We start from the raw sequence: 23,327 nt of genomic DNA on the forward strand, positions 1-23,327 counted from the left end.
CAGGCATGGTCTCGAACTCGAAATCATACTCACAGACCGGCGGCAAGTTAGGTTCAGGACGGTCATCCTCCAGGCAGTAAGTCTTGGTCCGCCTTGGAACATCATCCCCCCATGCCATTGCGAAGTCGGGAGCCTCCTGGACTGCGGGAATGACGAAAAGGCTGACTACCGGAGCGGTTCCGTCCCAACAAATCGCATCCAATACCCGACTCACCCTAGGCCCCACTTAACCATGTTCTCCGGGCTCGGCACCAACGCGGACAACACGTTGCCCTGATAGGGGCCCTCCTTCGCCACGAACGCGACGACGGTGCGACCATCAACTTCCCCGGCAAAAGCCCGAGAGCGAGTTCCACCGATCTTCCAATCGAAGGTCTTGCTCGGGCTCGTCAACACTGGGGACAGCTTCTCCTGGAAGATTGCAGCCTTACTCGCGACGCTGCCCTTATTCGGAATTATTCCTTCATCGATCAGGTGACGCATTGCATGGCCACCCCCACCGCGCATGTTCTCGAAGGCAGAACCGACCGCATCATCTGCGAAGCCAATGGCACCACCGCAGTTGTGTACGAGGACCGGCGTGTTGCCGGCTACCACATAGTACGTGTGGAGCTCGTCGACGGTGAGGTTGTGGACCTGCTGTTGCTCGGTCCACTTCCGGACGGCCACCACCGAGGCGGGGCGGTGGTCGGCGGTCTCGAAGACGTACCCGGGCCGCAGGTCCTTCGCGTCGACCCAGCGGCCCTCGCTCGCCACCCAGAACGGGTGCTTGTCGGTGGCCGTGAGCTGGCCGGTCCGGTCGCCCTTGTCGCCGTCGGTGTCGACGGTGATCTCGATCAGATTCTTGTTGCCCGAGCCGACGATCAGGGCCGTGACCGCTCGGACCGCGGTCTTGCCAGTGGTCGGATCGGTGGCGATCACCTTGTCGCCGACCTTGACCTCGTCGATGCGCTTGCGGCTGCCGTTGGCCATCAGCACCCGGGTCTCCGGGGTGAAGCTGTTGCTGCCGCAGCCCTTACCGAGCAGGCCACGACCGATGCTGCGCGCCTCGCCCATGCCGGCGCTGACAGCCTTGCCGCCGGCGGCCCGCAGGCCACCGCCCAGCGCCCGCACACCCGCGCCGAGCGCCTGGCCCGCGATGGAGCCCAGGGCGCCGCCGAGGGCGCCGGTCAGGCCGCCGATCGCGGTGGTGCCGAGTAGGTCCAGTCCCCGCTTGCCGTTCATGTAGCCGGTGACCGCCGAGCCGACCGCGCCGGCCAGGGCGCCGCAGCCCACCGCGCCGACGCCGGTCCAGCCGACCGCCGCGCCGCAGCCGAGGCCGACGACGGCGCCGACCGCGAAGCCGGCGATCTCGGCGGCGTGGTCCTCGACGAACTGGGTCGCCTTGTCCCACATCTCGCTGGCACCCTCGACCAGCGGGGCGAGTTTCTCCGCCGCCGCGAGCATGAGGTTCTGCCGGAACTTGTCCGGATCCTTGATCGCCTGCGCGGTGACCGCGACGACGCTCGCCGCCACCTTGACCCCGGCCGAGACCACCTTGGCCGCCGCCATCAGCGGTTTCGTCAGCGCCTTGACCACCGGCAGCTTGGTGAACTGGACAAGCTTCTTCTGCGCCGCCTTCGCGGCCTGAGTGACCTTGACCTTGATCTGGTGGGCTACGGCGCGGGCCTGTTGTTTCGCCCAGTCCCCGAGTCTGCCGTCCCGGTACGCCTGGTAGCCCTCCATCACCTTGTTCTTGACCCGGTCGATCTGCTGGCCGGCCCAGTTCTTCGCCTTGTCGACCGCAGACATCCCGGTGTCCCACAGGCGTTTGCCCAGGTTCGCCAGGCTGTTCCACGCGCGACTCGCCCCGCTTTTGAGGGAGTTCCATTGCTGGCCGAGCCACTGTGCGCCGCGGTTCAACTGGTGGCTGACGTACCGGGTGCCCTGGTCCCACTTGTCGGCGACCCACCGGCCGGCGCTCCTTGCCCACTTCGGCCAGTGGCCGTCGGGGTCGTCGAAGTCGAGCGGGGCGCCGGCACCGTAGGTGTACCGGTTGGCGAGGATCGACTCGCCCCCGGTGTAGGTGACGCTGTCCCGGGAGGTGAAGGTGCCGGTGCCGGGGTTGTACCAGCGCGCGCCCATGTCGACCTGGCCGGTGTCCGGATCCGTCCAGTCGCCCTGGAAGCCCAGGTTGCCGGTGTTCCCGGCGCCGCCGATCTTCTTGCCGAACGGGTCGTAGGCGGTGGAGTCGTTCAGCGCGGTCAGGCTGGTGTTGGCCGGATCGAAGGCGGCCACCACGTCGCCGTGCGCGTCGGTCAGCGACAGTCGCTCGGTGCCGCCCCGGCTGGTGGCAAGCAGTTCGCCGGCCGGCCCTCGGGCGAAGTGTTCCACCCCGTCAGCGACCACCTCGTCGCCGAGGCCGGCGTAGGTGAAGGCCATCCCGTTGCGGGACACCACCCGGTTCAGGCCGTCGTAGGCGTAGCTCTGGTCCTCGGCGGCGATCAGCCGGTCGAAGGCGTCGAAGGAGTACTCCTCGACCAGGCCGGAGCTGGTACGGCTGCGCAGCGTGCCGCGGGCGGTGTAGGCGTACGTGTAATCTCCGTCGGCCAGCAGCCGGTTGCGCTCGTCGAAGGTGGCGGTCTTCGAGCCGGCGCGGATCCGGTTGCCGCTGTCGTCCCACTCGTACTCGACGCGGCCGGTCGGGCCGGTCCACGCGGTGAGCCGCCCCGCCTTGTCGTACTCGTAGGAGTTGTTGCCGGCGCCGACCGTCCCCATGGTGTTCTTGCTGGTCAGGTGACCGTTCAGGTCGAAGCCGTAGGTGATCTGGGCGACCGTCGACCCGGCGTTGTTGCGCAGGGTGTCGCTGGTGAGCCGGCCGAAGTCGTCGTAGCCGAAGGTACGGATCCGGCCGCCGCCGTAGTCGACGGTCTTCACCTCGCCGGCCGCGTCGTAGCCCAGCTTCTGCGCCTGACCGGTGATCGAGTCGCTGATCGAGTCGAGCCGGCCCTTCACGTACCCGAAGGTGGCCGTCCCGGTCACGTCGGTCCGCTGCGTGACGAGGCCGTCGTCGTCGTAGCTGAAGCTCGCGGCACCGCCGGGGCCGGCGGCGGCGAGCAGCCCGCCCCGGTCGTTCCAGGTGTACGTGTTGGTGCCGTTCGAGGCATTCACGCTGATGAGTCGGCCGGCCCGGTCGTAGCGCAGGCTGCGCGCCGCAGTGGCGGCCTCCCCACCCGCACCCGTCTCCTCGATGAGCCGGCCGGCGGCGTCGTACGTCCGCTGCCGGCTGACCCCGCCCGGTTCACTGAGCCGCACCGCGCGACCCGCGGCGTCGTAGCCGACGGTCCAGGTGCGGTCGGCCGCCGCCGGGTGCGCGGCGGTCGCCGGCTCGATCACCGACTCCGGCAGACCGAGGGTGTTGTACGTGTAGATGGTGGAGTTGCCCCGGCCGTCGGTGTAGCGGGTGCGGTTGCCGGCCGCGTCGTAGCCGAAGCTGGTGGTGATGGACTTGCCGACGGTCACCGGCTCGATCTGCTTCACCAGCCGGCTGGCGGCGTCGTACTCGTACCGGGTGACCGTGTCGTACGGGTCCTTCGACGAGGTCAGGTTGCCGGCCGCGTCGTACCCGTAGGTCTGGGTGCGCAGCACCGTGCCGTCGGGGTCGAGGTTGGCGTCGCTGACGCGGTCGCCGAACAGGTCGTACCCGACGCGAACCGTGCGGCCGAGCCCGTCCGACGCGCGCACCTGGCGGCCGGCGTGGTCGTACCCGAACACCATCGCCTCGCCGGTGGGGGCGGTGCTGCGGATGACGTCGCCCACGGTGTCGTAGGCGTTGACGGTCGTGGCACCCGACGGCGACACCACCGAGGTGAGGTTGCCCTGGTCGTCGTAGGACATCCGGGTGACGAGGTTCTTCGGCACCGGATGCCGTTCGATGCGGGTCTGGGTGACCGCGCGGTCCAGGTCGTCGTAGGTGGACTCGATGACGGCGCCGGTCGGGTCGGTGACCGAGAGCACCTCACCGGTACGGGTGTAGGTGTACCGGATGATCGCCCGGTCGTCGTCGGTCGACGCCGGCTCGTCCCGGGTGACCAGGCGGTTGAGCTGGTCGTAGCCGAGCCGGGTGGTGCCGCTCGCGTCGATCTGCTCGACGACGTTGCCCAGCCCGTCGTAGCGGCTGCGGGTCTCCGGCGTGATCAGCTCGCTCACGCCGGGCGGCAGGTAGGACGGGGCGACGCCGCGCACCGGGCGACCGAGCTTGTCGTACTCGGTCCGGGAGATCTGCCCCCGTGGATCCCGGACGGCGACCTGCTCGCCGAAGACGTTGTAGCTGATCGCGATCTCGGGCCGGACCGTGGCCGGCGCGTCACCGTTGCTCTCCGCCGAGACGGCCGGGCCGGTCGAGCCGACCTGGCGACCGAGTTCGTCGTAGCGGTAGGTGGTGGTGAAGGCCGCCGGGTCGGCGCCGGCGACGTTGCCGCGCGGGTCGGTGACGCTGAGCCGCAGACCACGCTGGTCGTACGTGTAGCTGGTGGTGCGAATCTCGCTGCCGGCGAGGACCCGCTCGGTGCGCAGGTTGCCGTCGTTGTCGTAGGTGTAGTCGACCGTCTCGTTGAGAGCCGCGACAGGCCACGGCACGTTCGACGCCTTACCGGCACGGGTGGTTCGACGGACGTTGCCGTTGCCGTCGTAGGCCATGGTGGTGGTCCGGTTCAGCCCGGCCGGGTCCTCCACGCTGGTGAGCAGCTTGCCGGCACCGTCGTAGGTGAACTGGGTGGTCCGGGTGCCGTTGGCCTCGACCTTGTGGGTGAGGTTGCCGGCGGCGTCGTACGTCCGCTCCTCGACGACGTAGTCACGCCTGGTGCCGTCCGGGTTCCGGAACCCCTTCATCGTGATCTTGTGCACGAGATCGTCGCGGTAGTAGGTGTACTCCAGGCGTCGGCCCATGGCGTCGGTGTCGCTGGCCAATCGGCCGGCGAAGTCGTACGAGTAGGAGTGCAGGACCAGGTAGTCGCCGGTGCCGGTGCCCGGGGCGCCCTCGGGGTCGCTGCGCCAGTCCCGCAGCCGCACCTCGGCGATCTTGTTCTGCGCGGTGTACGCCCAGTCGTACCGGTTGTCATTGGCGTCGACCATCGACGTCCGGTTGCCGAACCGGTCGTAGCCGTAGGTGGTCTCGTTGCCCTCCGCGTCGATCACCTTGACCGGCCGGTTGTGCTCGTCGTACTCGGTGGTGGTGACCCGCTCCGGATCGTCGCCGAGCAGGTCGGACTCGGTGACCTTGATGACGTTGCCGTCGGCGTCGTAGTCGTTGGTGGTCCGCCCCTGATGCCGGGCACCCGAGATCGCCTCGATGGTCACCGGGCCGGTCACCGTCTTCACCCGGGAGTGCTCGTCGTAGGTGTAGGTGATGGTGACGCCCGCGGGGTAGGTGTCCGAGACGACCTTTTCGGTGAGTCGGCGGCCGAGCGCGTCGTAGGTGTACTCGGTGACCAGGCCACCGGGCTCGGTGACCCGGGCCAGGTCACCGTTGCCGTAGTAGGCGTAGCCGGTGACCTTGCCCTCGCCGTCGGTGCTGCTGCGCAGCAGGCCGGCGGGCTGGATCCCGCCGCCGACCGCCGCCTCCCCGCCGATGGTGTACGCGTGCAGGACCAGGCTGCCGTCCGGGCTGGTCTGCCTGGTCAGTTGCCCGTCGATGCCGTACTCGTGGCTCGTGCGGTACCGGTTGTCGGTGGGGCCGCTCGACCGGCCGTCGCGGACTTCGACGGCCAGGTCGACCCGGGGGTCGAGCGGGTCGGTGATGCTGGCCGAGTAGGTGTAGTAGCTGGTGTGGCACTGGGTGGCGGTACGACAGGTCTTGCGGGTCGCCATCCGGCCCCGACTGTCGTAGGTCATCTCCACCGAGTCGCCGTTCTCGTTGGTGACCTTGGACTGGTAGCCGTCCTGGTCGTACGAGTAGGTGCGGATCGCCATCCCGTCGAGCGGGTGCAGCACGAAGACCGGGCCGCCGGAGTTGCCGGGGATGATGGTGCAGAACGCGGGATCGTTCGGGTCCGGCTGCGTGCAGGTCTCGGTCGGCGGCGGGGTGGGCGGGGTGGTCGGCTCCCCCGGCCGGTCCTCCGGCCGGGTCTCCAGACCCAGTGGGGTGCCGGAGCGCAGCAGCCGCCCGGCGAGCGCGTCGTACTCGTACAGGTGCGGGCGGTTGGCCGGGTCCAGCACCTGGATGCTGCGCCGCAGGTCGTCGTCGCCGCCGTAGATGGTCGGCAGGCCGATCTTCCAGGTGCCGCCGTCCTCGTCGGTGTACTCCTTGACCCGGTCGGTCGCCGTGTCGTAGACGGTCTCGCTGGCAACCCGCCCGCTGGGCAGCGTGACTTTCGTGAGCTGCTGCGCGGCTGGCTTGGCGTACCGGAAGTGGGCGGCCACGGTCTCCGGGCCGAGTGGCTGCGAGTAGACCGCGACCTCGTCGATGACGCCGGCGAAGTACCGCTGCGCGGTGGACCCCCAGCCCGGCCAGGACGTCGGCGAAGTCGCCGAGGCGGCACCGACCTGGTTGAAGGTCAGCAGCGAGTGCTCGATGGTCTGCCCGGTCCGCTCGCCGACCTTGACGCCGTCGAGGTACATGGTCTGGGTGTTGCCCATCGCGGCGAGCACGACGTGGTGCCACTTGTTGTCGTTGACGGCGACGGTGGAGGTGATGGGCGCGATGCTGCCCCCGGCGAACTGGCCGCGCAGCCGGCCGTCGGTGCCGGTGTAGAGGATCGGGACGCCGCTGGTGGCGGCGGTGCCCACGGCCTTGTCCTGGTAGCCGATCAGCGGGCCGCCGGTCTGGGTCAGACCGATCTTGAACCACAGTTCGATGCTGGCGTCCCGGCTCTTCTTCACCAGGCCCTTGGGCAGTTCCACATGCGAGGAGGTGCCGTTGAAGGCTGCCGCCGTGTTGTCGGTTCCCTCGACGACGCCGGGCTGGCCCAGCGTGACGTTCCGGTAGGTGGCGGCGTCCTTGCCGAGGTTGATCGCGACGTCGCTGGCCGCCGCGGTGCCCTCCGTCTCGCCGAGCCGGTAGTAGGAGTCGGGGCGGGCGTCGAGCACGGCGGTGCGGTAGTGCGAGCCGGCGGCGTACTCGTAGCTGGTGCAGGCGTTGGTGGGCGAGCAGATCTTGGTGAGCAGGTCGCCGGTGTAGGTGTAGCTCCAGGTCAGTTGGGTGCCGTTGACCGCGTCGGTCTTCACGGCGGTGATCCGGTCGCCGGTCCAGGTGAAGTGCAGGGCCCGACCGGCGGTGTTGGTCTGGCTGTTGGCGACCTGGGCCCGGGCCAGCTTGCCCGTGTAGATGTCGTAGATCAGCCGTACCGACCGCCCCCGCTTGTCGGTGATCTGGGTGAACCTGCCGTTGGAGAACTCGTAGGTCGTGCCGGAGCGGTCGAGCAGCCGCCAGATGGTGCCGCTCACGGTCAGCCGGGCGACCCGGCCCGACGGCGCCGCGTACGTCCCGTCGGGGTTGCGGCCGAACCGCACCTCCTGCCCGTCCGGGTAGCGGATCACCACGTTGCCGGAGCCGTCGTTGTCCGGCGTCAGCTTCATGTCGTACCGGCTGGACCAGCCGGCACCGAACACGCCGGAGGTACGCGGGTCGAGGCTGTTGTAGGTGCGCAGCAGGTTCAACTCCGGTCCCACCGTCACCACGGCGGCGTCGATGGCCGAGGTGGTGTAGTTGCCCACCTGGGCGTCGAACTCCCGGCCGCGCTCCGCCTGCGGCGCCCCCGCGATGCGCGACAGCAGGTCGGGTTGGGGCACCGAGGTGAGCAGCACCGAGTCCGGCGACCGGACCTCGTTCGCGGTGTCCTTGACGTACGCCCGCCAGAGGTAGGACTTCTCCCAGGACAGGCGCCCGGCGGGAACCACCCAGGAGGGCCTGTTGAGGTAGCCGGAGTTGGTGCAGTTGGTGGCGGCGCCGGCGTCGGTGCGGTCGCAGACTTCGAACTTGAACGACAGCGTCGCGCCGGGCGGGGCGTCGGTGTCGACGGCGCGCGCCCACAGCAGCGGTGTCAGGGTGGGTGCCCGGTACCCGTTGTTCGGGTACAACTCCTGCACCACCGGCGGCACGTCGAAGACCTGCAGGACGATCCGGCCGGGTGGCACCTGGTGGTCGGTGAACACCACGCCGCCGGTGCGAACCATGGTGAAGTCCAGGAGGTACGCGCCGGGCTCCAGCCGCTTGACCGTGGCGTCCAAGGTGACCTTGGCGCCGCGGGCGAGGGTGGCCGGCAGGTTCGCCGCCCGCTGCTGGGTGACCGCCGCGCCGGTGCGCGCGTTGTAGACGCGGTAGGCGAGGTAGTAGTTCGCCGGGGTCCAGTTCTCGGCACCGAGGTTGGTGACGGTGACCTTCACCTTGCCGTCCTGGTTGCGCAGGACCGGCGGCTCCGGCGTCGGCTTCGGGATCGCGTACCCGGCGTTGTACGGCGAGTGGGTGACGTAGAGCTTGGGCGGGTTGGCGGTGCCGGTGCCGGCGAACCGCTTCCACGCCGTCGAGTCGGTCGTCGGGGCCCGCAGCGACAGGCCGTTGTTGGCCTGCTGGCCGTTGACCCAGCGCTGCACCAGGTTGCGGCCGGCGACGCCGAGGTCGAACATCTCGCTGGCCGCCGGGCAGGCCGACTTGGACTGACCGAAGGCGATGTAGCCGTGTGCGAAGGACCGGCTGGCCAGCGAGCCACCCACCGACGGTCCGGGGAACGAGTAGCCGTCGCCCGCGCTCCACGCCTCGGTGACCGGGTGCACGGTGACCGGACGCGGCTTGCAGGAGGCCGCGTCGTAGTTCACCACCGACAGGGCCACGCCGTGGATGGTGTGGTTGCTGAGCCCGGCGGTGTCGAACTTGACGTACGCAGCGGCGTTGGCTTCGTTGCCGCTGGCGTTCTTTGCGCGGCCCACCAGCAACGCCTCGCTGCCCGAGGCGGAGCTGCTGCCGTGCACGTACATGCTGCTGCCCGCGCCGATGCCGGTCACCGGCGGGCCAACCGTGGGGTCGACCTCCACCGGGTAGCGGCGAGTCGGGTCCGTTAGCCAGGCCCGGTCGATCGTCACACGCAGCGCCGGCTGGCCGCCGGTGTCGACCAGCTCGTAGTGCACGCCGGTGGAGGTGACCGCGGCACGGGTGTCGTCACCGGCGTCCACCATGTAGCCGGGCGGAATGACCGCCCGCTGCACGCCGGCCCGGTCGGTCAGCACCACCTGGCCGTCGACGAGCTTCGCGGTCAGGTCTCGCAGCCGCAACGGAAAGAGGTACGAGGTGGGCGCGGCCGCCGAGTGCAGCACCAGGGTCTCCTTGACCCCGCTGGGACGGGGTTCCAGACGGAGATCCACCTCGGGCCGTACGCCCGGATAGGTCACCGCGTCCTCGGCGGCCCGGCCGGCCACCCCGGCCGCGTCGGCGAGGGTGAACCCGAACTCGGCCCCACCCTCGAACGTCAGCCGGACCAGCTCATCCGCGTCGGATCGGTCGGCCAGCCACACCCGCGTCGCGTCCGCCGCGTTCTGCCAGCCCGATCCGTCCGGAGCCCGCACCAGGCCGCTGTCGATGGGAGCCCAACTGCCGTCCGGGCGCCGGTAGTTGACCGGCGCGGAGGAGAGCTCGGTGGTCTGGCTGCCGTCGGCGTTGTCGTAGACCCGCCGATGGGCACCGCGTTCCGTCGGCCGTTCTCGGCTGGTCTTCCGGTCGAACCCCGTGGCGCTGCTCGTCGGCGCTTTCGCCACCCTCGCCTCGTTGCGGGGCGGCTTGGCCTCCTGCGCCAGGCGGTGCAGTGGGTAGTGGCCTCGCTCGGTCTTCGGCAGTTCCCGGTTCACCGGCCCCTTGACGGCGCGGGTGCGTCCGGCGGCCGACCCCCAGTCCTGCTGCGGCCTGGCTCCGGCGGCGACAGCTTTGCGGTCCTCGCCCCGGTGCCCGGAGGGTAACGGCGACAGCCCTTCCACCCCGCTGCCGCCGAGGTTGAGGGCCATCACGCCGGCCAGGGTCGCCGCGACGAGCGGACGCACCGCGACCGTGCGCAGCAGGGGCACGCGCCGCCTCGGCTGTGCAGCCCGATCGAACGTACGCCGAAGACCGAAGGACATCGTCAACCCCGGGGTGGTGGGAGGAATGGGCAGGTGACCGGTGTCGGGCCGAGCGGAGTGTGCCCGCAGAACGTGCCGGTGCGGAAAGACTCGATGAACGCGAAGCGGACGCCTCGGACGTCAATGGTCGACGGCGGCGTCAATTATCGGCGGAAGAGACGAATTCAGACGTGTCGGGCAGATCATCGCCGCCCGTGGCCACTCCTGAGCACCAATACGTCAGGTCGCGATTGATACAAGATCCCACACCCCCGTGCGCTGTTCGTCATCAATGCGCCGCTGTACGGTCCCAACACTGGGAGCACCTGTCAAGGCCGCTAACCGCCCACACCGGCCGGTCACGCTTTCCACCTGGAAACACTACGGAAAGTAGTTAGAATCCGTAGGTTCTGTCCCTTTAAGCACGGGCAACATCCCTTTTATCCTGTGCCTGATCGGCTCCGCCGGCACCCCCTTGGCAGGCCGCCGGACGTCGGGCATGATGGGCGCCGGTCGATCCCGCACACCGAACCGAGCGCGCATCATCGCGCTTGCTCGGTAAATGGCGGCGGCGCAATTCGAACCCTTGGGGAGGGGTACTCAAACGTGATCACCAGTGCAGTGAACTGCATGCCGAAAGGCGTTTCACGGCCCGCTGCATCCAGGCCAGCCCGGCACGACATTCCGGCGCCATCACAGCGTTGAGCCCTTCGCCGACGGCCGTCGGCTCCGACAACCACGGCACTCAGCGGCGGGCTGAGGCCAGCTGACCAGGGGGAGGAATCATTTCCGTCATGTCCAGAAAAGACTCTGGGATTTCGCCGGGAGCTTCTTTTCGGCGCATCGCGAAACACTGCGCCGTGGCGCTGGCGGTCGTCGCCGGCAGCCTCGCGGTGCCACTCGCCGCATCGCCGGCGCAGGCCGCAGATGCCTTCTCCTGCACGGGCCCAGGCACCTTCTTCCATGTCTCAACCAACAGCCGCGGTATCGGCTACATGTCGGTGAGCAGGTACACCACGCCAGGGCGTGTCGGCGGCAGTTGGATGTTCGATACCAACCCTCTGCCCTCGCCTGGCTGGCACCAGTACGGACGCATTCTGGGCGGTCCGAACGGTCGCGCATACGGCATCAATTCCGAAGGCCTGCACCGCCAACGTTATACCGGCTCGGCTTGGGCGACCGGCGACCAGGAGAACTGGCGCATGAGCACCGGCTTCACCTCGTACGCCACCGCCGCCTACCGGGACAAGATAACCGTCGACGAGCTGGGTGACTTCTACCTCATCGACTCCAACGGGGTGCTCCGGTGGTACCGCTATGCCGAGTCGACGAGAACGTGGACCATTTCCGCCCGGGCCATCGACACCGGCTGGAACAAGTACAACCTTCTGGTCGCCACCGCACCCGGGGTGCTCTACGCCCGGGCAGCCTCCGACGGTCGGCTCTACCGGTACCGCTTCGACCCGGTCACCCAACGCTGGATCGACCGGGACCGGCTCGTCTCGGGCAGCTTCTCCGGGTATGCCAAGGGTCTCTTCTCCGTCGGCGGCGACACCCTGTACGGCATCCAGAGCAACGGTGACCTCCGCGAGTTCCGCTACCGCGAGGACATTCACAACTGGGAGGTGAACAACAACCGGATCGGCACCGGGTGGGATTACACGGCTGCCACCGCGATCACGAACACCTGCACCCAGAGCGCGATCAGCAGCCCCCCACGGCCGGCGACGCCGGTCCAGCCGGACGCTCCGATCGCGGTGATTCAGGCACCGGCCGCCGGCACAACGCTGGGCAACCTGGAGGTCGCCTACGCCGACAACATCGGCCAGCTACGGCACGGTCGCGCCCACCCGGACTTCCTGGGGACGATCCAGTGGTCGCCGGTGCCGGGTGTCGAGGCGTACACCGGCAAACCCGCCCTTGCCGCGGACTCCCAGAACCGGGTCAACCTCTTCGCCCACGAAACCACCAGCAACATCGCGAGGCTGACCCAGAAAACCCCGAACATGCCCGACTGGGAGCCCTGGTTCGGGCTGGCCGGGGCGATGAAGTCCGACCCGGCCGTGGTGCGCCTGTCCGACAACAACCTGGTGGTCTTCGCGTACGACGAGAACGGTGTCCTCTGGCATCGCCAGCTGGACAGCAGCGGGACCTATCCGTTGCCCTGGCGGTCCCTTGGCGGCAGCGCCCTGGCCGGCACCACCCCGGTCGTGCAGGCGGAGACCGATGGCTCGGCCACCATCACGGCGGTCTCAGCGACCGGTGAGGTGGTCACCGCCACCTGGCGGGCCGGCGCGCTGGCCAGCGGGTGGACCGGTCTCGGCGGCACCGGGTTCACCGGCACGCCGACCACCGCCGTCCTGCCGGGACGCCGGACGATGGTGGTCGCCCGACACGACGACGGCTCGGTACGGGCACAGTTGCAGAACAGCGACGGCACGTGGCCGCGTAGCTGGACGCCGGTGGGCGACGACTCGATCACCCTGGCCGGCTCCCCCAGCGCCTTGCTCAGTCCTACCACGGGTCGGATGTGGGTCTTCGTCCGGGGGACCGACGGGGTCATCTACCGGTCCCGGCAGACCGGGCCCGGATCCGCGACCTGGACGTCCTGGGGTCCGGTGGCCTCAGGCGAGACCTACGTCACCGATCCGACCGCGCTCACCTTCCAGAACTCCGGCGGGCAGCAGATTGGCTTCGTCACCCGTACCGTCAACTCCAGTGTCCGGCTCTACGCCGCCGACGAGACGATGGACATCTCGGCCGCCCGGGCCAGCCGGAGCACCGCTGACGACTCGTTCACCCGGCACGACATTCCGGCGCCACCACAGCGCTGACCGCACCGCCGATGGCCGTTGGGGTCACGTCGACCCGGCGGCCGTCGGCGTTCACAGCCAGCCGTGCTCGCGAGCGACGCGGACCGCCTCGGCGCGGCTGTCGACGCCCAGCTTCTGCACCGCCAACGCCAGGTAGTTACGGACGGTTCCACTCGACAGGTGGGCCCGGCGGGCGATCGCGGCGACCGGTGACCCGTCCTCGGCCGCTCGCAGCGTCTCCAGCTCACGCGGGGTCGGCGCGCACGGCGGGATGGTCAGTGCATCCGCCGCGAGCGCCGGGTCGACGTACCGGCCACCGGTGTGCACCCGGCGGACGACGTCGGCCAGCACGCCACCCGGCGCTCCTTTGGGCAGGAATCCCCAGGCCCCGGCGATCAACGCGCGGGCCAGATGCGGCGGACGCCCCTGGCCGGTGAGGATGACCACCGCACAGCCCGGCAACCCGGGCGAGTTCGGCGGCGACCTGGAACCCGTCGCGCCGGGGCATTGCCAGGTCCACCACTGCCACGTCGGGCCGGTGCGCCAGGGCGGCGGTGACCGCCGCGTCGCCGTCGGCCGCCTGCGCGACGACCGTCAGGTCCTGCTCGAGATAGAGCAGGGCCGCCAGGGCGGTACGGATCAGCTCCTCGTCGTCGGCGGGCAGGACCCGGATCATGCGGCGGTCGGTACGGTCACCTCGACGGTGAAGACACCGTCGGCGCAGTGGGTCCGCAGCCGCCCGCCGGCCGAGGCGGAACGGTCTGCCAACCCGCGTAGGCCGTGGCTGTGCCGATCCGGTTCCGCCGGGGCGGTCACCCCGTCGTTGGTCACGGTCATCCGGGCCACGGCGGCGTACCCGAACCGCAGCCGACGGCGCAGCCGCTCGGCCGGACCGGCGCTGACGGCGGTGGTCAGCGCCACCGCGAGCACCATTGAGAACGCGGCGAGCCCGAGCGCGCCCGCCGCCACCCGCTGGCGCGGGTGCTGGCGCATCGCTGGCCAGCCGGACTGGAGCTGGTGATGACCGCCGATAACTGGGCCTGACCGGCCCCGCTCGGCGCGTACACGCTGCTGATCCTGCCGGTCGGCTACTTGGTCATCGGCACCGTCCGCTGGCGGTGGCGCGAGGCCGGCAGCCTGCGGATCCAGCTCGCCGGTCTGGCCGGATGGGGGCCCTGGCCCTGCTTGCCGCGCTGCTCGGTGGTGCCGTGGGGCAGTGGCTGGTGGCACTCGGCTGGCTGGTTCACTCCGGCTGGGACTGGTGGCACCACCGCACCGGTCGGGTGGTGCCGCGCGCCTACGCCGAGTGGTGCGGAGTCATCGACGTCGTACTGGGGATCACCAACATCCTGGCGCTGCTCGCCAGCTGACGCGGACCGGCAGGGGCCGCCGCCGGCGGCCCCTCACATGTTCCGGTGGTCGCCGCATCGGGTGCGCGGGGGTGATGAAAAGCTTGACCCATGAGTTCCACGCCCGTACGGCCCGACCCATCCATCGAACCACCCGCCTTCGCGGATCTCGGCCTTCGCCCCGAACTGCTCGCGGCGCTCTCCGCGCTCGGCTACGAGGAGCCCACGCCGATCCAGCGGGAGGCGATTCCGCCGTTGCTGGTCGGTCGGGACCTGCTCGGGCAGGCGGCGACGGGTACGGGCAAGACGGCCGCGTTCGCCCTGCCGCTGCTCCAGCGGATGCCCGAGGAGCGGCCCGACGGCGAACCCGTCGCGCTGGTCCTGGTGCCGACCCGCGAGCTGGCCGTCCAGGTCTCCGAGGCCTTCCACCGCTACGGCAAGGACCTGGGCGCCCGGGTCCTGCCGATCTACGGCGGGCAGCCGATCGGCCGGCAGTTGCGTGCCCTGGACTCCGGGGTCGACGTGGTGGTCGCCACTCCGGGCCGGGCCCTGGACCACATCGCCCGGGGCACCCTGCGGCTGGGCAGCCTGACCGCGGTGGTGCTGGACGAGGCCGACGAGATGCTCGACATGGGCTTCGCCGAGGACATCGAGGCGATTCTGGAGCACGCCCCGCAACAGCGGCAGACGGTGCTGTTCTCGGCGACCATGCCGGCCCGTATCGACGGGATGGCCCGGGCGCACCTGACGGATCCGGTACGCATTCTCATCGCCCGTGAGCAGCCGGTGGCCGGCGAGGCGCCCCGGGTGCGGCAGAGCGCGTACCTGGTAACCCGGGCGCACAAGCCGGCCGCCCTGGGGCGGGTGCTGGATGTGGAGTCGCCGACCGCGGCGATCGTGTTCTGCCGCAGCCGGGAGGAGGTCGACCGGCTCACCGAGACGATGAACGGGCGCGGGTACCGGGCCGAGGCGCTGCACGGCGGGATGAGCCAGGAACAACGCGACCGGGTGATGAGCCGGCTGCGCGCCGGCACGGCCGACCTGCTGGTCGCCACCGACGTCGCGGCCCGTGGGTTGGACGTCGAGCAGCTCAGCCACGTGGTCAACTACGACGTGCCGTCGGCCCCGGAGTCGTACGTGCACCGCATCGGCCGGGTGGGCCGGGCCGGCCGGGAGGGGGTGGCGATCACCCTGGCCGAGCCCCGGGAGCACCGGATGCTCAAGACCATCGAGCGGGTCACCGGGCAGCGGATCACGATCGACAAGATCCCCACCGTGGCCGACCTGCGTACCCGCCGGCTGGAACTGACCCAGGCCGCGCTGCGGGAGAGCCTGCTCGAGGACGACCTGGAGCCGTTCCGGGTGATCGTCGAGTCACTCAGCGACGAGTTCGACCTGATGGAGGTGGCCCTCGCCGCGGTGAAGCTGGCGCACGAGGCGACCCTGCCCGGCTCCGACGAGGCCGAGGAGGAGATACCGCAGGTTGCGGTCCGCCCACCCCGGCCGATCCGTCCGGAGTACGACGGCCGGGGCGACCGCCGAGGTGGGCGGCCCCGGGCCGGGGGCGTGACGCAGGTCTTCATCGGTCTGGGCCGGCGAGCCGGGGTCCGCCCGCAGGACCTGGTCGGGGCCATCACCGGAGAAACCCGGGTGAGCGGGCGGGACATCGGCTCGATCGAGATCGCCGACCGCTTCTCGCTGGTGGAGGTGCCGCTCGCGGTCGCCGACGAGGTGATCGCGGGCCTGCGGGGCAGCACCATCAAGGGCCGCAAGGCCACCGTCCGCCTCGACCGTGACAACCGCCGCTGAGGTGTTAACAGGGGGCCCCTGCTATGCGCAATGCGTTAACAGGGGCCCCCTCCTTCGCGCTCAGGCGGCGGTGAGGTGTTCGCCGCCCAGCGACGCCGGGTCGATCTCGGCCGGGCGCAGCGCCAGGGCGAGCACGTCGGCGACGTCGGCGAGGGTGTGGATGGTCAGCGCCTCGCGTACCTCGGTAGGCAGGTCGTCGAGGTCCGGCTCGTTGCGGGCCGGGATGATCACCTCGGTCAGGCCGGCCCGGTGCGCGGCGAGCAGCTTCTGCTTCACCCCGCCGATGGGCAGCACCCGGCCGGAGAGCGTCACCTCGCCGGTCATCCCGAACTCGGGGCGGGCCGGCCGGCCGCTGGCCAGCGACGCCAGCGCGGTGACCATGGTGATGCCGGCGCTGGGACCGTCCTTGGGCACCGCGCCCGCCGGCACGTGCAGGTGGATCCGCCGCCCGGCGAGGGCGTTCGGGTCCAGGCCGAGCCGGCGGCCGTTGGCGCGCAGGTAGGAGAGGGCGATGTGCGCCGACTCCTTCATCACGTCGCCGAGTTGACCGGTCAGGGTCAGCCCCGGCTCACCCTCCATGCTGGTCGCCTCGATGAAGAGCACGTCTCCCCCGGCCCCGGTGACCGCCAGGCCGGTGGCCACGCCCGGCACCGCCGTACGCTCCGCCGACTCGGGCGTGTGCTTCGGCCGGCCGAGGTAGCGGACCAGGTCGTCCGCGCCGACGCGGACCGGGCTCGGGTCGTCGGTGAGGGTCACCGCGACCTTTCGCATGATCTTCGCGAGGGCACGCTCCAGCTGCCGTACGCCGGCCTCCCGGGTGTACTCCCCCGCGATGCGGCCCAGCGCCGCGCCGTCGATGTCGATCTCGTCGGCGGTCAGTCCGGCCCGCTCCCGCTGCCGGGGCAGCAGGTGGTCGCGGGCGATGGCGACCTTCTCGTCCTCGGTGTAGCCGTCCAAGGTGACCAGTTCCATCCGGTCCAGCAGCGGGCCGGGGATGGCCTCCACCACGTTGGCGGTGGACAGGAACAGCACGTCGGACAGGTCGAGGTCGACCTCCAGGTAGTGGTCCCGGAAGGTGTGGTTCTGGGCCGGGTCGAGCACCTCCAGCAGAGCGGCGGCGGGGTCGCCCGCGTACCCCACGGAGAGCTTGTCGACCTCGTCGAGCAGCACCACCGGGTTCATCGAGCCCGCCTCGCGCAGCGCCCGGACGATCCGGCCGGGCAGCGCGCCGACGTAGGTGCGACGGTGGCCCCGGATCTCGGCCTCGTCGCGGATGCCGCCGAGGGAGACCCGGACGAACTTGCGCCCGAGGGCCCGGGCGACCGACTCGCCGAGGCTGGTCTTGCCGACGCCGGGCGGTCCGGCCAGGGCGAGCACCGCGCCCGAGCCGCGCCCGCCGACCACGCCGAGGTCACGCTCGGCCCGCCGGTTGCGCACGGCGAGGTACTCCAGGATGCGGTCCTTCACATCGCCCAGGCCGGCGTGGTCGGCATCGAGCACGGCCCGCGCCGCGACCAGGTCGGTGTTGTCCTCGGTACGCGTGCTCCACGGCATCTCCAGCACCGTGTCGAGCCAGGTACGGATCCAGCCCGCCTCCGGCGAGGCGTCGCTGGCCCGCTCCAGCTTGCCGACCTCGCGCAACGCCGCCTCGCGGACCTTCTCGGGCAGTTCGGCGGCCTCGACGCGGGCCCGGTAGTCGGCCGAGCCGTCCGGGGCGTCCTCGCCGAGTTCCTTGCGGATCGCGGCGAGTTGCTGGCGCAGCAGGAACTCCCGCTGCGACTTCTCCAGCCCCTCGCGTACGTCGGAGTTGATCTGCTCGGTGACCTCCTGCTCGGCCAGGTGGTCCTTCACCCAGCCGACGAGCAGTTCCAGCCGGGCGGTGACGTCCGGCGCGGCCAGCAGTTCGGTCTTCTGCGCCAGGCTGAGCCAGGGCGCGTAGCCGGCCGAGTCGGCCAGCTCGGAGAGGTCGGTCATCCGCTCCATCGCGTCGATGACCTGCCACGCGCCCCGCTGTTGGAGTACGGAGGTCATCAGGGCGCGATACTCGCGGGCGAGTTCCCGGGCCCTGCCGGCCGGGGCGGACTCGTCGATCTCGGTCGCCTCGACCCAGAGCGCCGCGCCGGGACCGGGCACGCCGGAACCGATTCGAGCACGGGCGAGACCCCGGATCACGGCCGCGGGCTCGCCGCTGGGTAGCCGGCCGACCTTCTCGATGGTGGCGATCGCACCCACGGAGCCGTACTCGCCGTCCAGGCGCGGTACGGCGAGCAGCCTGCGGTCGCCGGTGGCCCGGGCCGCGTCGACCGCGGCCTGAGTGCTCGGGTCGAGGGTCACCGGGATGACCATGCCGGGCAGCAGCACGGCGTCGGTCAGTGGAAGTACCGGAAGAGTTGCCATCGAACACCTACCATCGCATTGAGTTGAGCGTGTCTGACTCAAGTCGCGGCGACGCACCGATGTTCCTCGTTGTGAGCCAGGACACGAGATGGCCCGCAGCCAGACATCGCGAAGCCCTCTCGCACCGCGACCGGGTGATCACACCGCAGAATCGGGATTTCGATGTCACGCAAAAAGCGGCCGGCAACACATGGCTTTTGTTGCGCAATTGCCGGCCGATGAGTCAGAATTTGACCACACCCCCCGAACACAAGGAGTAATCGGCGATGGCAAGAAAAGTAATCACGGTGCTCACCGACGACCTCGACGGCGGAAAGGCCGACCGCACGGTGGAGTTCAGCCTGGACGGCGTGGCGTACACCATTGACCTCTCTGATGAGAACGCGGGTGTCCTACGCAAGTCGCTGGACCCGTTTATCAATGCCGGCCGGCGGCTCGGCCGGGCCGGTGTCGACGTCCGCAGTACTCGTCGCGGCATGGGCGGCGCCACGTCGGGAATGAACCGGGAGCAGAATCGCGCCATCCGGGAATGGGCGGTCAGCAACGGCTACAAGATTTCCGAGCGGGGCCGCATCCCGGTCGAGGTGGTCGAGGCGTACAAGAACCGCTGAACAGCGGGCGCGCGCAGCCGGCACCGCGGGAGATCCGGCAAACGATCCGCCAGACGCCATGGGGCCGCCCGGAGTGATCTCCGGACGGCCCCATGGATTTCGCGTCAGTTCACGGCCTCAGTTGACCTGGATTCGCACCGCGTCGAACGCGGGGGTCTGGTTGGCCCGCTCGGACATCGGGATGCGGTGCGAGCCGTCACCGGCCCAGACCGCGCACTGTGCGGTACCCGACTCCGGCAGCCCCGGGATCTGGATGACCACGCTGTCCGGCTGGCGGCCACCGCCGCCGTCCTCGGTGGCGACGAAGAAGGCCGGCACCGGCTCCGGCGCCGGAGCCTCGTCGGTGTTGTTCAGCATCCGGCAGGCGGTGTGGAAGTGGCCGCGGGTCAGCCCCTCATCGTTGAGCAGCGAGCTCTCCAGGTAGTAGCCACCCTGCCCGGCCGGGAGGAAGCGGTCCCGGACGAGGTTACGGGTGCTCACCCGGAGGGTGAAGCCCTCGTTGCGGTTGACCTGCTGCGGGAATTCGGTGATCAGCAAGGACGGGTTGTTGGCTGCGGCACCGACCTCGCCAAAGGCGGTGCTGATGCAACGGTTGCCGTTCTGGAAGCCGTCGTGCGGCTGGAGCCGGCTGTTCTCGCAGTTGTTGGCGAGCACGTCGAGGCCGTTACCGCCACCGTTGTTGTTGCCGCCGCCTCCGTTGTTGTTGCCACCGTCGTCGCCGCCACCGTTGTTGCCGCCACCGTTGTTGTTGTTGATCGGCTGGACCTGGCAGGCGGCGAGGTTGGCGAGGCCGCGCGGCCGAGGACCGAACCGGTCGATGGCGATGGTGATTCGATCGAGGGTCGCCCGGCGCTTGGCGGCCAGCGGACCGAGAATGGTGTTGTTGATGAACGCCTCACCCCGGTTGCCCTCGGTGGCGAGCCGCCGGTCGGCCTCGGTGATCTGCGTCTGCAGCTGGGCCAGGTTGCGGTCCACCTCCGCGCGGGCCCGGTCCGGCACCTGGGGCAGGCGGCTGACCACGTCCGGGCAGGCCACGGCCAGGGCGCCGGTGGTCGCGCCGCCGGTGCCGTTGCGGGTCTCCTGGCACTCCTGGACGGTCTGCTGCCCGTCACCCCAGTGGTTGGTCACCCAACGACCGTTCTGGAAGGTACGGGTGGTGGTGGCACCGCGAGCGGCCGGCGCGGTGGCGCCCGGGCTCGGTGCCACGCATTCGGCCGACACCGGCCGGGATTGCTTGTTCGGCCGTCGGTCACCGGCCGACGAGATCTGGGTCACGGCGACCACGCCACCGAAAACGGCGAGCGTGGCACCGACAGCCAGAAGTCGCTTGGTCCGCGCGTTACCGGATGGTCGGCGCGACCGGGGGGACCTGCGCATCGAATTGCTCTCCTTCTCGATCCGGTACCTGATTCGTGACTCGACGGACCGAACGGAATCGTGGTGGCATGCTCGGCGGACATCCGAGCGCGCCGGTGGCACGTCGATTACCGACGATGCCCTTTCCGCACCGTCTCCCGCGCCTGTCGGTGCGGGGTGGCGAGATCCTGTCCATTCCCGGTGAGGTACGGAGCCGACGTGACAGCGGTTCAAAGAAGCATGATTTTTTTTCCGACCATCCCGAACGGGTGAGCGGTGGGCTGTCGCGGAAGCGTCAGGCCTCGCAGAGATGGTCGTAGGCGAAGTCGTCTACGAGTTCGTCCCGCCGCTGCCGAAGCTGCCGGACGGCGTCAAGAAGTTCCTCGCGACGAACCAGCGCCGATTCACCGAGATCCCCCCGCCGGAGCCGGTCCCCGATCGCGAGGGCGGCCAGGTCCTCGGCGAACCGAGCCGGGTCGACCCCGAAGGCGAGCTCGTCCGCCTGCACCGACACCCGTTCCACCAGGCACTCGCCGGGGCGTACGTCCACCCAGCTCCAGCCCTCGGCCGGGCCGCCCGCCCAGGTGACGTGCAGCCCGCGCAGGATCGGGTCGGCCAGCCGCCGCGCCACGTACGCCTCGACCGCCTCGGCCCGGGCGAGCGCGCCCAGATCGTTCACCGCGCCGGTCCGCCCGTCGGGCAGCCGGCCCACGATGTCGCGGAACCCGACCGCTGCGACGTCCGACCCGGCGTCGCCTTCCGCGTACCGGCGGGCATCGATCACGTACGTGACGATCGCCGGCCCGTGCTCGGCGGCGCGCAGGGTGGTCGAGACGATGCGTAGCACCGGCAGTCCGACGGCGGCGGCGACCGCCGCCTGGACCCGCTCGGCGCGGCGGGCGGACGCGTCGGGCGCCGGGCGCCGGAACGCGACGGCGAACTCCGGCCGACCGGTCTCCTCGTGACAGACCACGAGGTCGAGAAGACTACGACTGGCCGTGTTCCACTGATGGCCGGTGAGCCCGGACGGACGGCGCCGGAGCAGATCGGCCAGCCGTAGTCCGATGTGCACCCGCCGCCCCGCACGACCCAGCACCGCGCCGCGGCCGGCCCCCGCCGGAACCATCGACAGCCAGGAATCGTCACCACCGGTCATCGTCGTCCCCACCCAATTCTGCCGCCGACCGAGTCTAGGATGACGATCATGCCTGCCGGCTCCCACGGTGGGCCGCCGAGGAGGTGGACAGCGTGCGGGTGGTGTCGCTGGTGCCGTCACTGACCGAGGCGGTCGCGGTGACCCTGCCGGGTCTGCTGGTCGGCGCCACCGATTGGTGCACCCACCCGGCCGGGCTGGACGTACCACGGGTGGGCGGCAGCAAGTATCCCGACCTGGCGCGGATCCGCGCGCTGCGGCCGGACCTGGTCCTGCTCAACGTCGAGGAGAATCGACGCGAGGACGCCGACGCGCTGTCCGCCGCGGGCATACCGATCCGGGTGACCTATCCACGCACGGTCGATCAGGCGCTGGCCGAGCTGGCCGATCTGCTCCGCGATCTCGGCGCGTCGGCCGAGCCCGACTGGCTGGCCACAGCCCGGCGAGCCTTCGCGGGGCTGCCGGAGGCCACGGTCGTCCGGCGGGCGGTGATACCGGTCTGGCGGCGTCCCTGGGTGGTGCTGGGCAGCGACACCTTCGCCGGGGACGTGCTGGGCCGGCTCGGGGTCGCCAACGTCTACGCCGACCAGCCGGAGCGCTATCCCCGGCCCAGCCTGGCCCGGCTGCGCGCCGACGCACCGGATCTGATCGTGCTGCCCGACGAGCCGTACCGGTTCACCCGCGACGACGGTCCCGAGGCATTCCCGGGTGTCCCCTGCGCGCTCGTGTCCGGACGGCACCTGACCTGGTACGGCCCCTCCCTGGCCGAAGCACCCGCGGTGCTCGCCGCTCAGCTCGGCGAAGCCTTCGTCCCCAACTGACCGGCAGGGCCGCACGCCCCAGCCGCTGACCACGGACCGCTCCCGCCCGATGATCACGGATTCGCGGATCGCCCCCGCCGGATGATCACGGATTCGGGGACGGCTTCCGCCGGATGGTCCAGAACGCCCGGATGTTCACGGATTGGCGGATCGCTCCAGCCGGATGGTCCCGGGCAAGAGGGGTCCAAGGTCCCGCCCGGTCCCGGCCCGGTCGGCCCTGCTGGCGCCCTGCCCCGCCGGCGTCCAATAGAGATGCCACCGGGACAGCGGTGCGAAGCAACGAAAGGACGTGGAGACAATGACCGCGATGATGGAGCGGACCACCGCCGCCACCAACACCCGGGGAGCCGAGACCATCCGGGACCGGACCGACCGGATCACCGCCGCCAAGAACCCGGCGGCCGAGACCATCCGGGAACGGGCCGCCGGCAAGCGGGCCGCCCGCTACCTGCTCGCCGGGCTCCGCCTGGCGCTGGGCTGGATCTTCCTCTGGGCCTTCCTGGACAAGCTGTTCGGCCTGGGGTACGCCACCGAGGCGAAGAACGCCTGGATCAACGGGGGCAGCCCGACCAAGGGCTTCCTGACCTTCGGAGCGACCGGTCCCTTCCAGGGGTTCTACAACGGCATCGCCGGCGCCGCCTGGGCGGACTGGTTGTTCATGATCGGTCTGGCGGCCATCGGTGCCGCGCTGATGCTCGGCATCGGGGTGCGGGTCGCCGCCACAGCCGGTGGCCTGCTGCTGGTGCTGATGTGGGCGGCCGTCCTGCTGCCTGCGAACAACCCCTTCATGGACGACCACCTGGTGTACGCCGGAGTGCTTGCCCTGATCGCGGTGACCAACGCGGGCGACACCTGGGGCCTGGGCCGCACCTGGGCGCGGCTGCCGATCGTCCAGCGCTTCGGCTGGCTCCGTTGACCTGATCACCCTCCCCCGTGCGGCGGGCGTCACCCCGGTGACG

Annotated in this window: 12 protein-coding genes and 1 pseudogene; 6 read left to right on the top strand and 7 right to left on the bottom strand. The window is 70.4% G+C overall.

Going from position 1 to position 23,327, the window contains the following annotated elements; all coding sequences use genetic code 11:
• Positions 1-210: 210 nt before the first annotated feature.
• Positions 211-10,026 carry a LamG-like jellyroll fold domain-containing protein gene (locus Vqi01_RS01110; protein ID WP_239098094.1) on the bottom strand — a complete coding sequence of 3,272 codons (9,816 nt, stop codon included), beginning with the start codon at positions 10,024-10,026 and terminating at the stop codon, positions 211-213.
• An 827-nt stretch (positions 10,027-10,853) separates the two neighbouring features.
• Here Vqi01_RS01110 and Vqi01_RS01115 point away from each other — a divergent pair.
• Positions 10,854-12,893, top strand: coding sequence for a tachylectin-related carbohydrate-binding protein (locus Vqi01_RS01115; protein ID WP_204032089.1), 2,040 nt, complete (start codon positions 10,854-10,856; stop codon positions 12,891-12,893).
• 51 nt (positions 12,894-12,944) lie between these two features.
• Here the strand turns inward: Vqi01_RS01115 and Vqi01_RS31750 are convergent, their stop codons facing one another.
• The 3 genes and pseudogenes from Vqi01_RS31750 to Vqi01_RS01125 all read right to left on the bottom strand — a co-directional run bounded on the left by Vqi01_RS31750 (position 12,945) and on the right by Vqi01_RS01125 (position 13,865).
• A complete protein-coding gene (locus Vqi01_RS31750; RefSeq protein ID WP_443673746.1) occupies positions 12,945-13,319 on the bottom strand; it encodes a response regulator transcription factor in 375 nt (124 codons plus the stop codon).
• Positions 13,320-13,395: 76 nt separating this feature from the next.
• A pseudogene (locus Vqi01_RS31755) lies at positions 13,396-13,548 on the bottom strand (response regulator); the annotation flags it as partial.
• Positions 13,545-13,865: an ATP-binding protein gene (locus Vqi01_RS01125; RefSeq protein ID WP_204032091.1), complete on the bottom strand. Its 321-nt coding sequence runs from the start codon at positions 13,863-13,865 to the stop codon at positions 13,545-13,547. The gene Vqi01_RS01125 and the pseudogene Vqi01_RS31755, both read right to left, overlap by 4 nt.
• A gap of 173 nt (positions 13,866-14,038) precedes the next feature.
• Between Vqi01_RS01125 and Vqi01_RS01130 the strand changes: the two genes are divergently transcribed.
• Positions 14,039-14,242, top strand: coding sequence for a hypothetical protein (locus tag Vqi01_RS01130; RefSeq protein ID WP_204032093.1), 204 nt, complete (start codon positions 14,039-14,041; stop codon positions 14,240-14,242).
• A 90-nt stretch (positions 14,243-14,332) separates the two neighbouring features.
• The gene (locus tag Vqi01_RS01135) at positions 14,333-16,030 is read left to right on the top strand and encodes a DEAD/DEAH box helicase (protein ID WP_204032094.1); all 1,698 of its coding nucleotides are present in this window, start codon (positions 14,333-14,335) and stop codon (positions 16,028-16,030) included.
• Positions 16,031-16,090: 60 nt separating this feature from the next.
• Here the strand turns inward: Vqi01_RS01135 and lon are convergent, their stop codons facing one another.
• Positions 16,091-18,427 (bottom strand): endopeptidase La, encoded by a 2,337-nt coding sequence (gene lon, locus Vqi01_RS01140; RefSeq protein WP_204032096.1) that lies wholly within the window; start codon positions 18,425-18,427, stop codon positions 16,091-16,093.
• Between the two features lie 266 nt (positions 18,428-18,693).
• Here lon and Vqi01_RS01145 point away from each other — a divergent pair, with 266 nt between their 5' ends.
• Positions 18,694-19,038 carry a histone-like nucleoid-structuring protein Lsr2 gene (locus tag Vqi01_RS01145; RefSeq protein WP_204032097.1) on the top strand — a complete coding sequence of 115 codons (345 nt, stop codon included), beginning with the start codon at positions 18,694-18,696 and terminating at the stop codon, positions 19,036-19,038.
• A 117-nt stretch (positions 19,039-19,155) separates the two neighbouring features.
• Here Vqi01_RS01145 and Vqi01_RS01150 read toward each other — a convergent pair whose 3' ends face one another.
• Together Vqi01_RS01150 and Vqi01_RS01155 are read right to left on the bottom strand one after the other, a co-directional pair.
• The gene (locus tag Vqi01_RS01150; protein ID WP_204032099.1) at positions 19,156-20,415 is read right to left on the bottom strand and encodes a hypothetical protein; all 1,260 of its coding nucleotides are present in this window, start codon (positions 20,413-20,415) and stop codon (positions 19,156-19,158) included.
• A gap of 274 nt (positions 20,416-20,689) precedes the next feature.
• The gene (locus tag Vqi01_RS01155; RefSeq protein WP_204032101.1) at positions 20,690-21,550 is read right to left on the bottom strand and encodes a DUF2726 domain-containing protein; all 861 of its coding nucleotides are present in this window, start codon (positions 21,548-21,550) and stop codon (positions 20,690-20,692) included.
• A gap of 92 nt (positions 21,551-21,642) precedes the next feature.
• On the opposite strand from Vqi01_RS01155, the gene Vqi01_RS01160 reads away from it, so the two are divergent.
• Both Vqi01_RS01160 and Vqi01_RS01165 read left to right on the top strand, forming a co-directional pair.
• Positions 21,643-22,368, top strand: a complete 726-nt coding sequence (locus Vqi01_RS01160; protein WP_204032106.1) for a helical backbone metal receptor — start codon at positions 21,643-21,645, stop codon at positions 22,366-22,368.
• Between the two features lie 310 nt (positions 22,369-22,678).
• Positions 22,679-23,284, top strand: a complete 606-nt coding sequence (locus Vqi01_RS01165) for a hypothetical protein (RefSeq protein WP_239098096.1) — start codon at positions 22,679-22,681, stop codon at positions 23,282-23,284.
• Positions 23,285-23,327: the final 43 nt, after the last annotated feature.

The organism is Micromonospora qiuiae (assembly GCF_016863555.1).
Classification (GTDB): Bacteria; Actinomycetota; Actinomycetes; order Mycobacteriales; family Micromonosporaceae; genus Micromonospora; species Micromonospora qiuiae.

What these genes read in the sequence shown, in the direction of transcription:
- lon (WP_204032096.1), bottom strand. Translation starts at nt 18,427, where the DNA reads ATGGCAACTCTTCCGGTACTTCCACTGACCGACGCCGTGCTGCTGCCC.
- Vqi01_RS01155 (WP_204032101.1), bottom strand. Translation starts at nt 21,550, where the DNA reads ATGACCGGTGGTGACGATTCCTGGCTGTCGATGGTTCCGGCGGGGGCC.
- Vqi01_RS01130 (WP_204032093.1), top strand. Translation starts at nt 14,039, where the DNA reads ATGGGGGCCCTGGCCCTGCTTGCCGCGCTGCTCGGTGGTGCCGTGGGG.
- Vqi01_RS01165 (WP_239098096.1), top strand. Translation starts at nt 22,679, where the DNA reads ATGGAGCGGACCACCGCCGCCACCAACACCCGGGGAGCCGAGACCATC.
- Vqi01_RS01115 (WP_204032089.1), top strand. Translation starts at nt 10,854, where the DNA reads ATGTCCAGAAAAGACTCTGGGATTTCGCCGGGAGCTTCTTTTCGGCGC.
- Vqi01_RS01145 (WP_204032097.1), top strand. Translation starts at nt 18,694, where the DNA reads ATGGCAAGAAAAGTAATCACGGTGCTCACCGACGACCTCGACGGCGGA.
- Vqi01_RS01150 (WP_204032099.1), bottom strand. Translation starts at nt 20,415, where the DNA reads ATGCGCAGGTCCCCCCGGTCGCGCCGACCATCCGGTAACGCGCGGACC.
- Vqi01_RS01125 (WP_204032091.1), bottom strand. Translation starts at nt 13,865, where the DNA reads ATGCGCCAGCACCCGCGCCAGCGGGTGGCGGCGGGCGCGCTCGGGCTC.
- Vqi01_RS01135 (WP_204032094.1), top strand. Translation starts at nt 14,333, where the DNA reads ATGAGTTCCACGCCCGTACGGCCCGACCCATCCATCGAACCACCCGCC.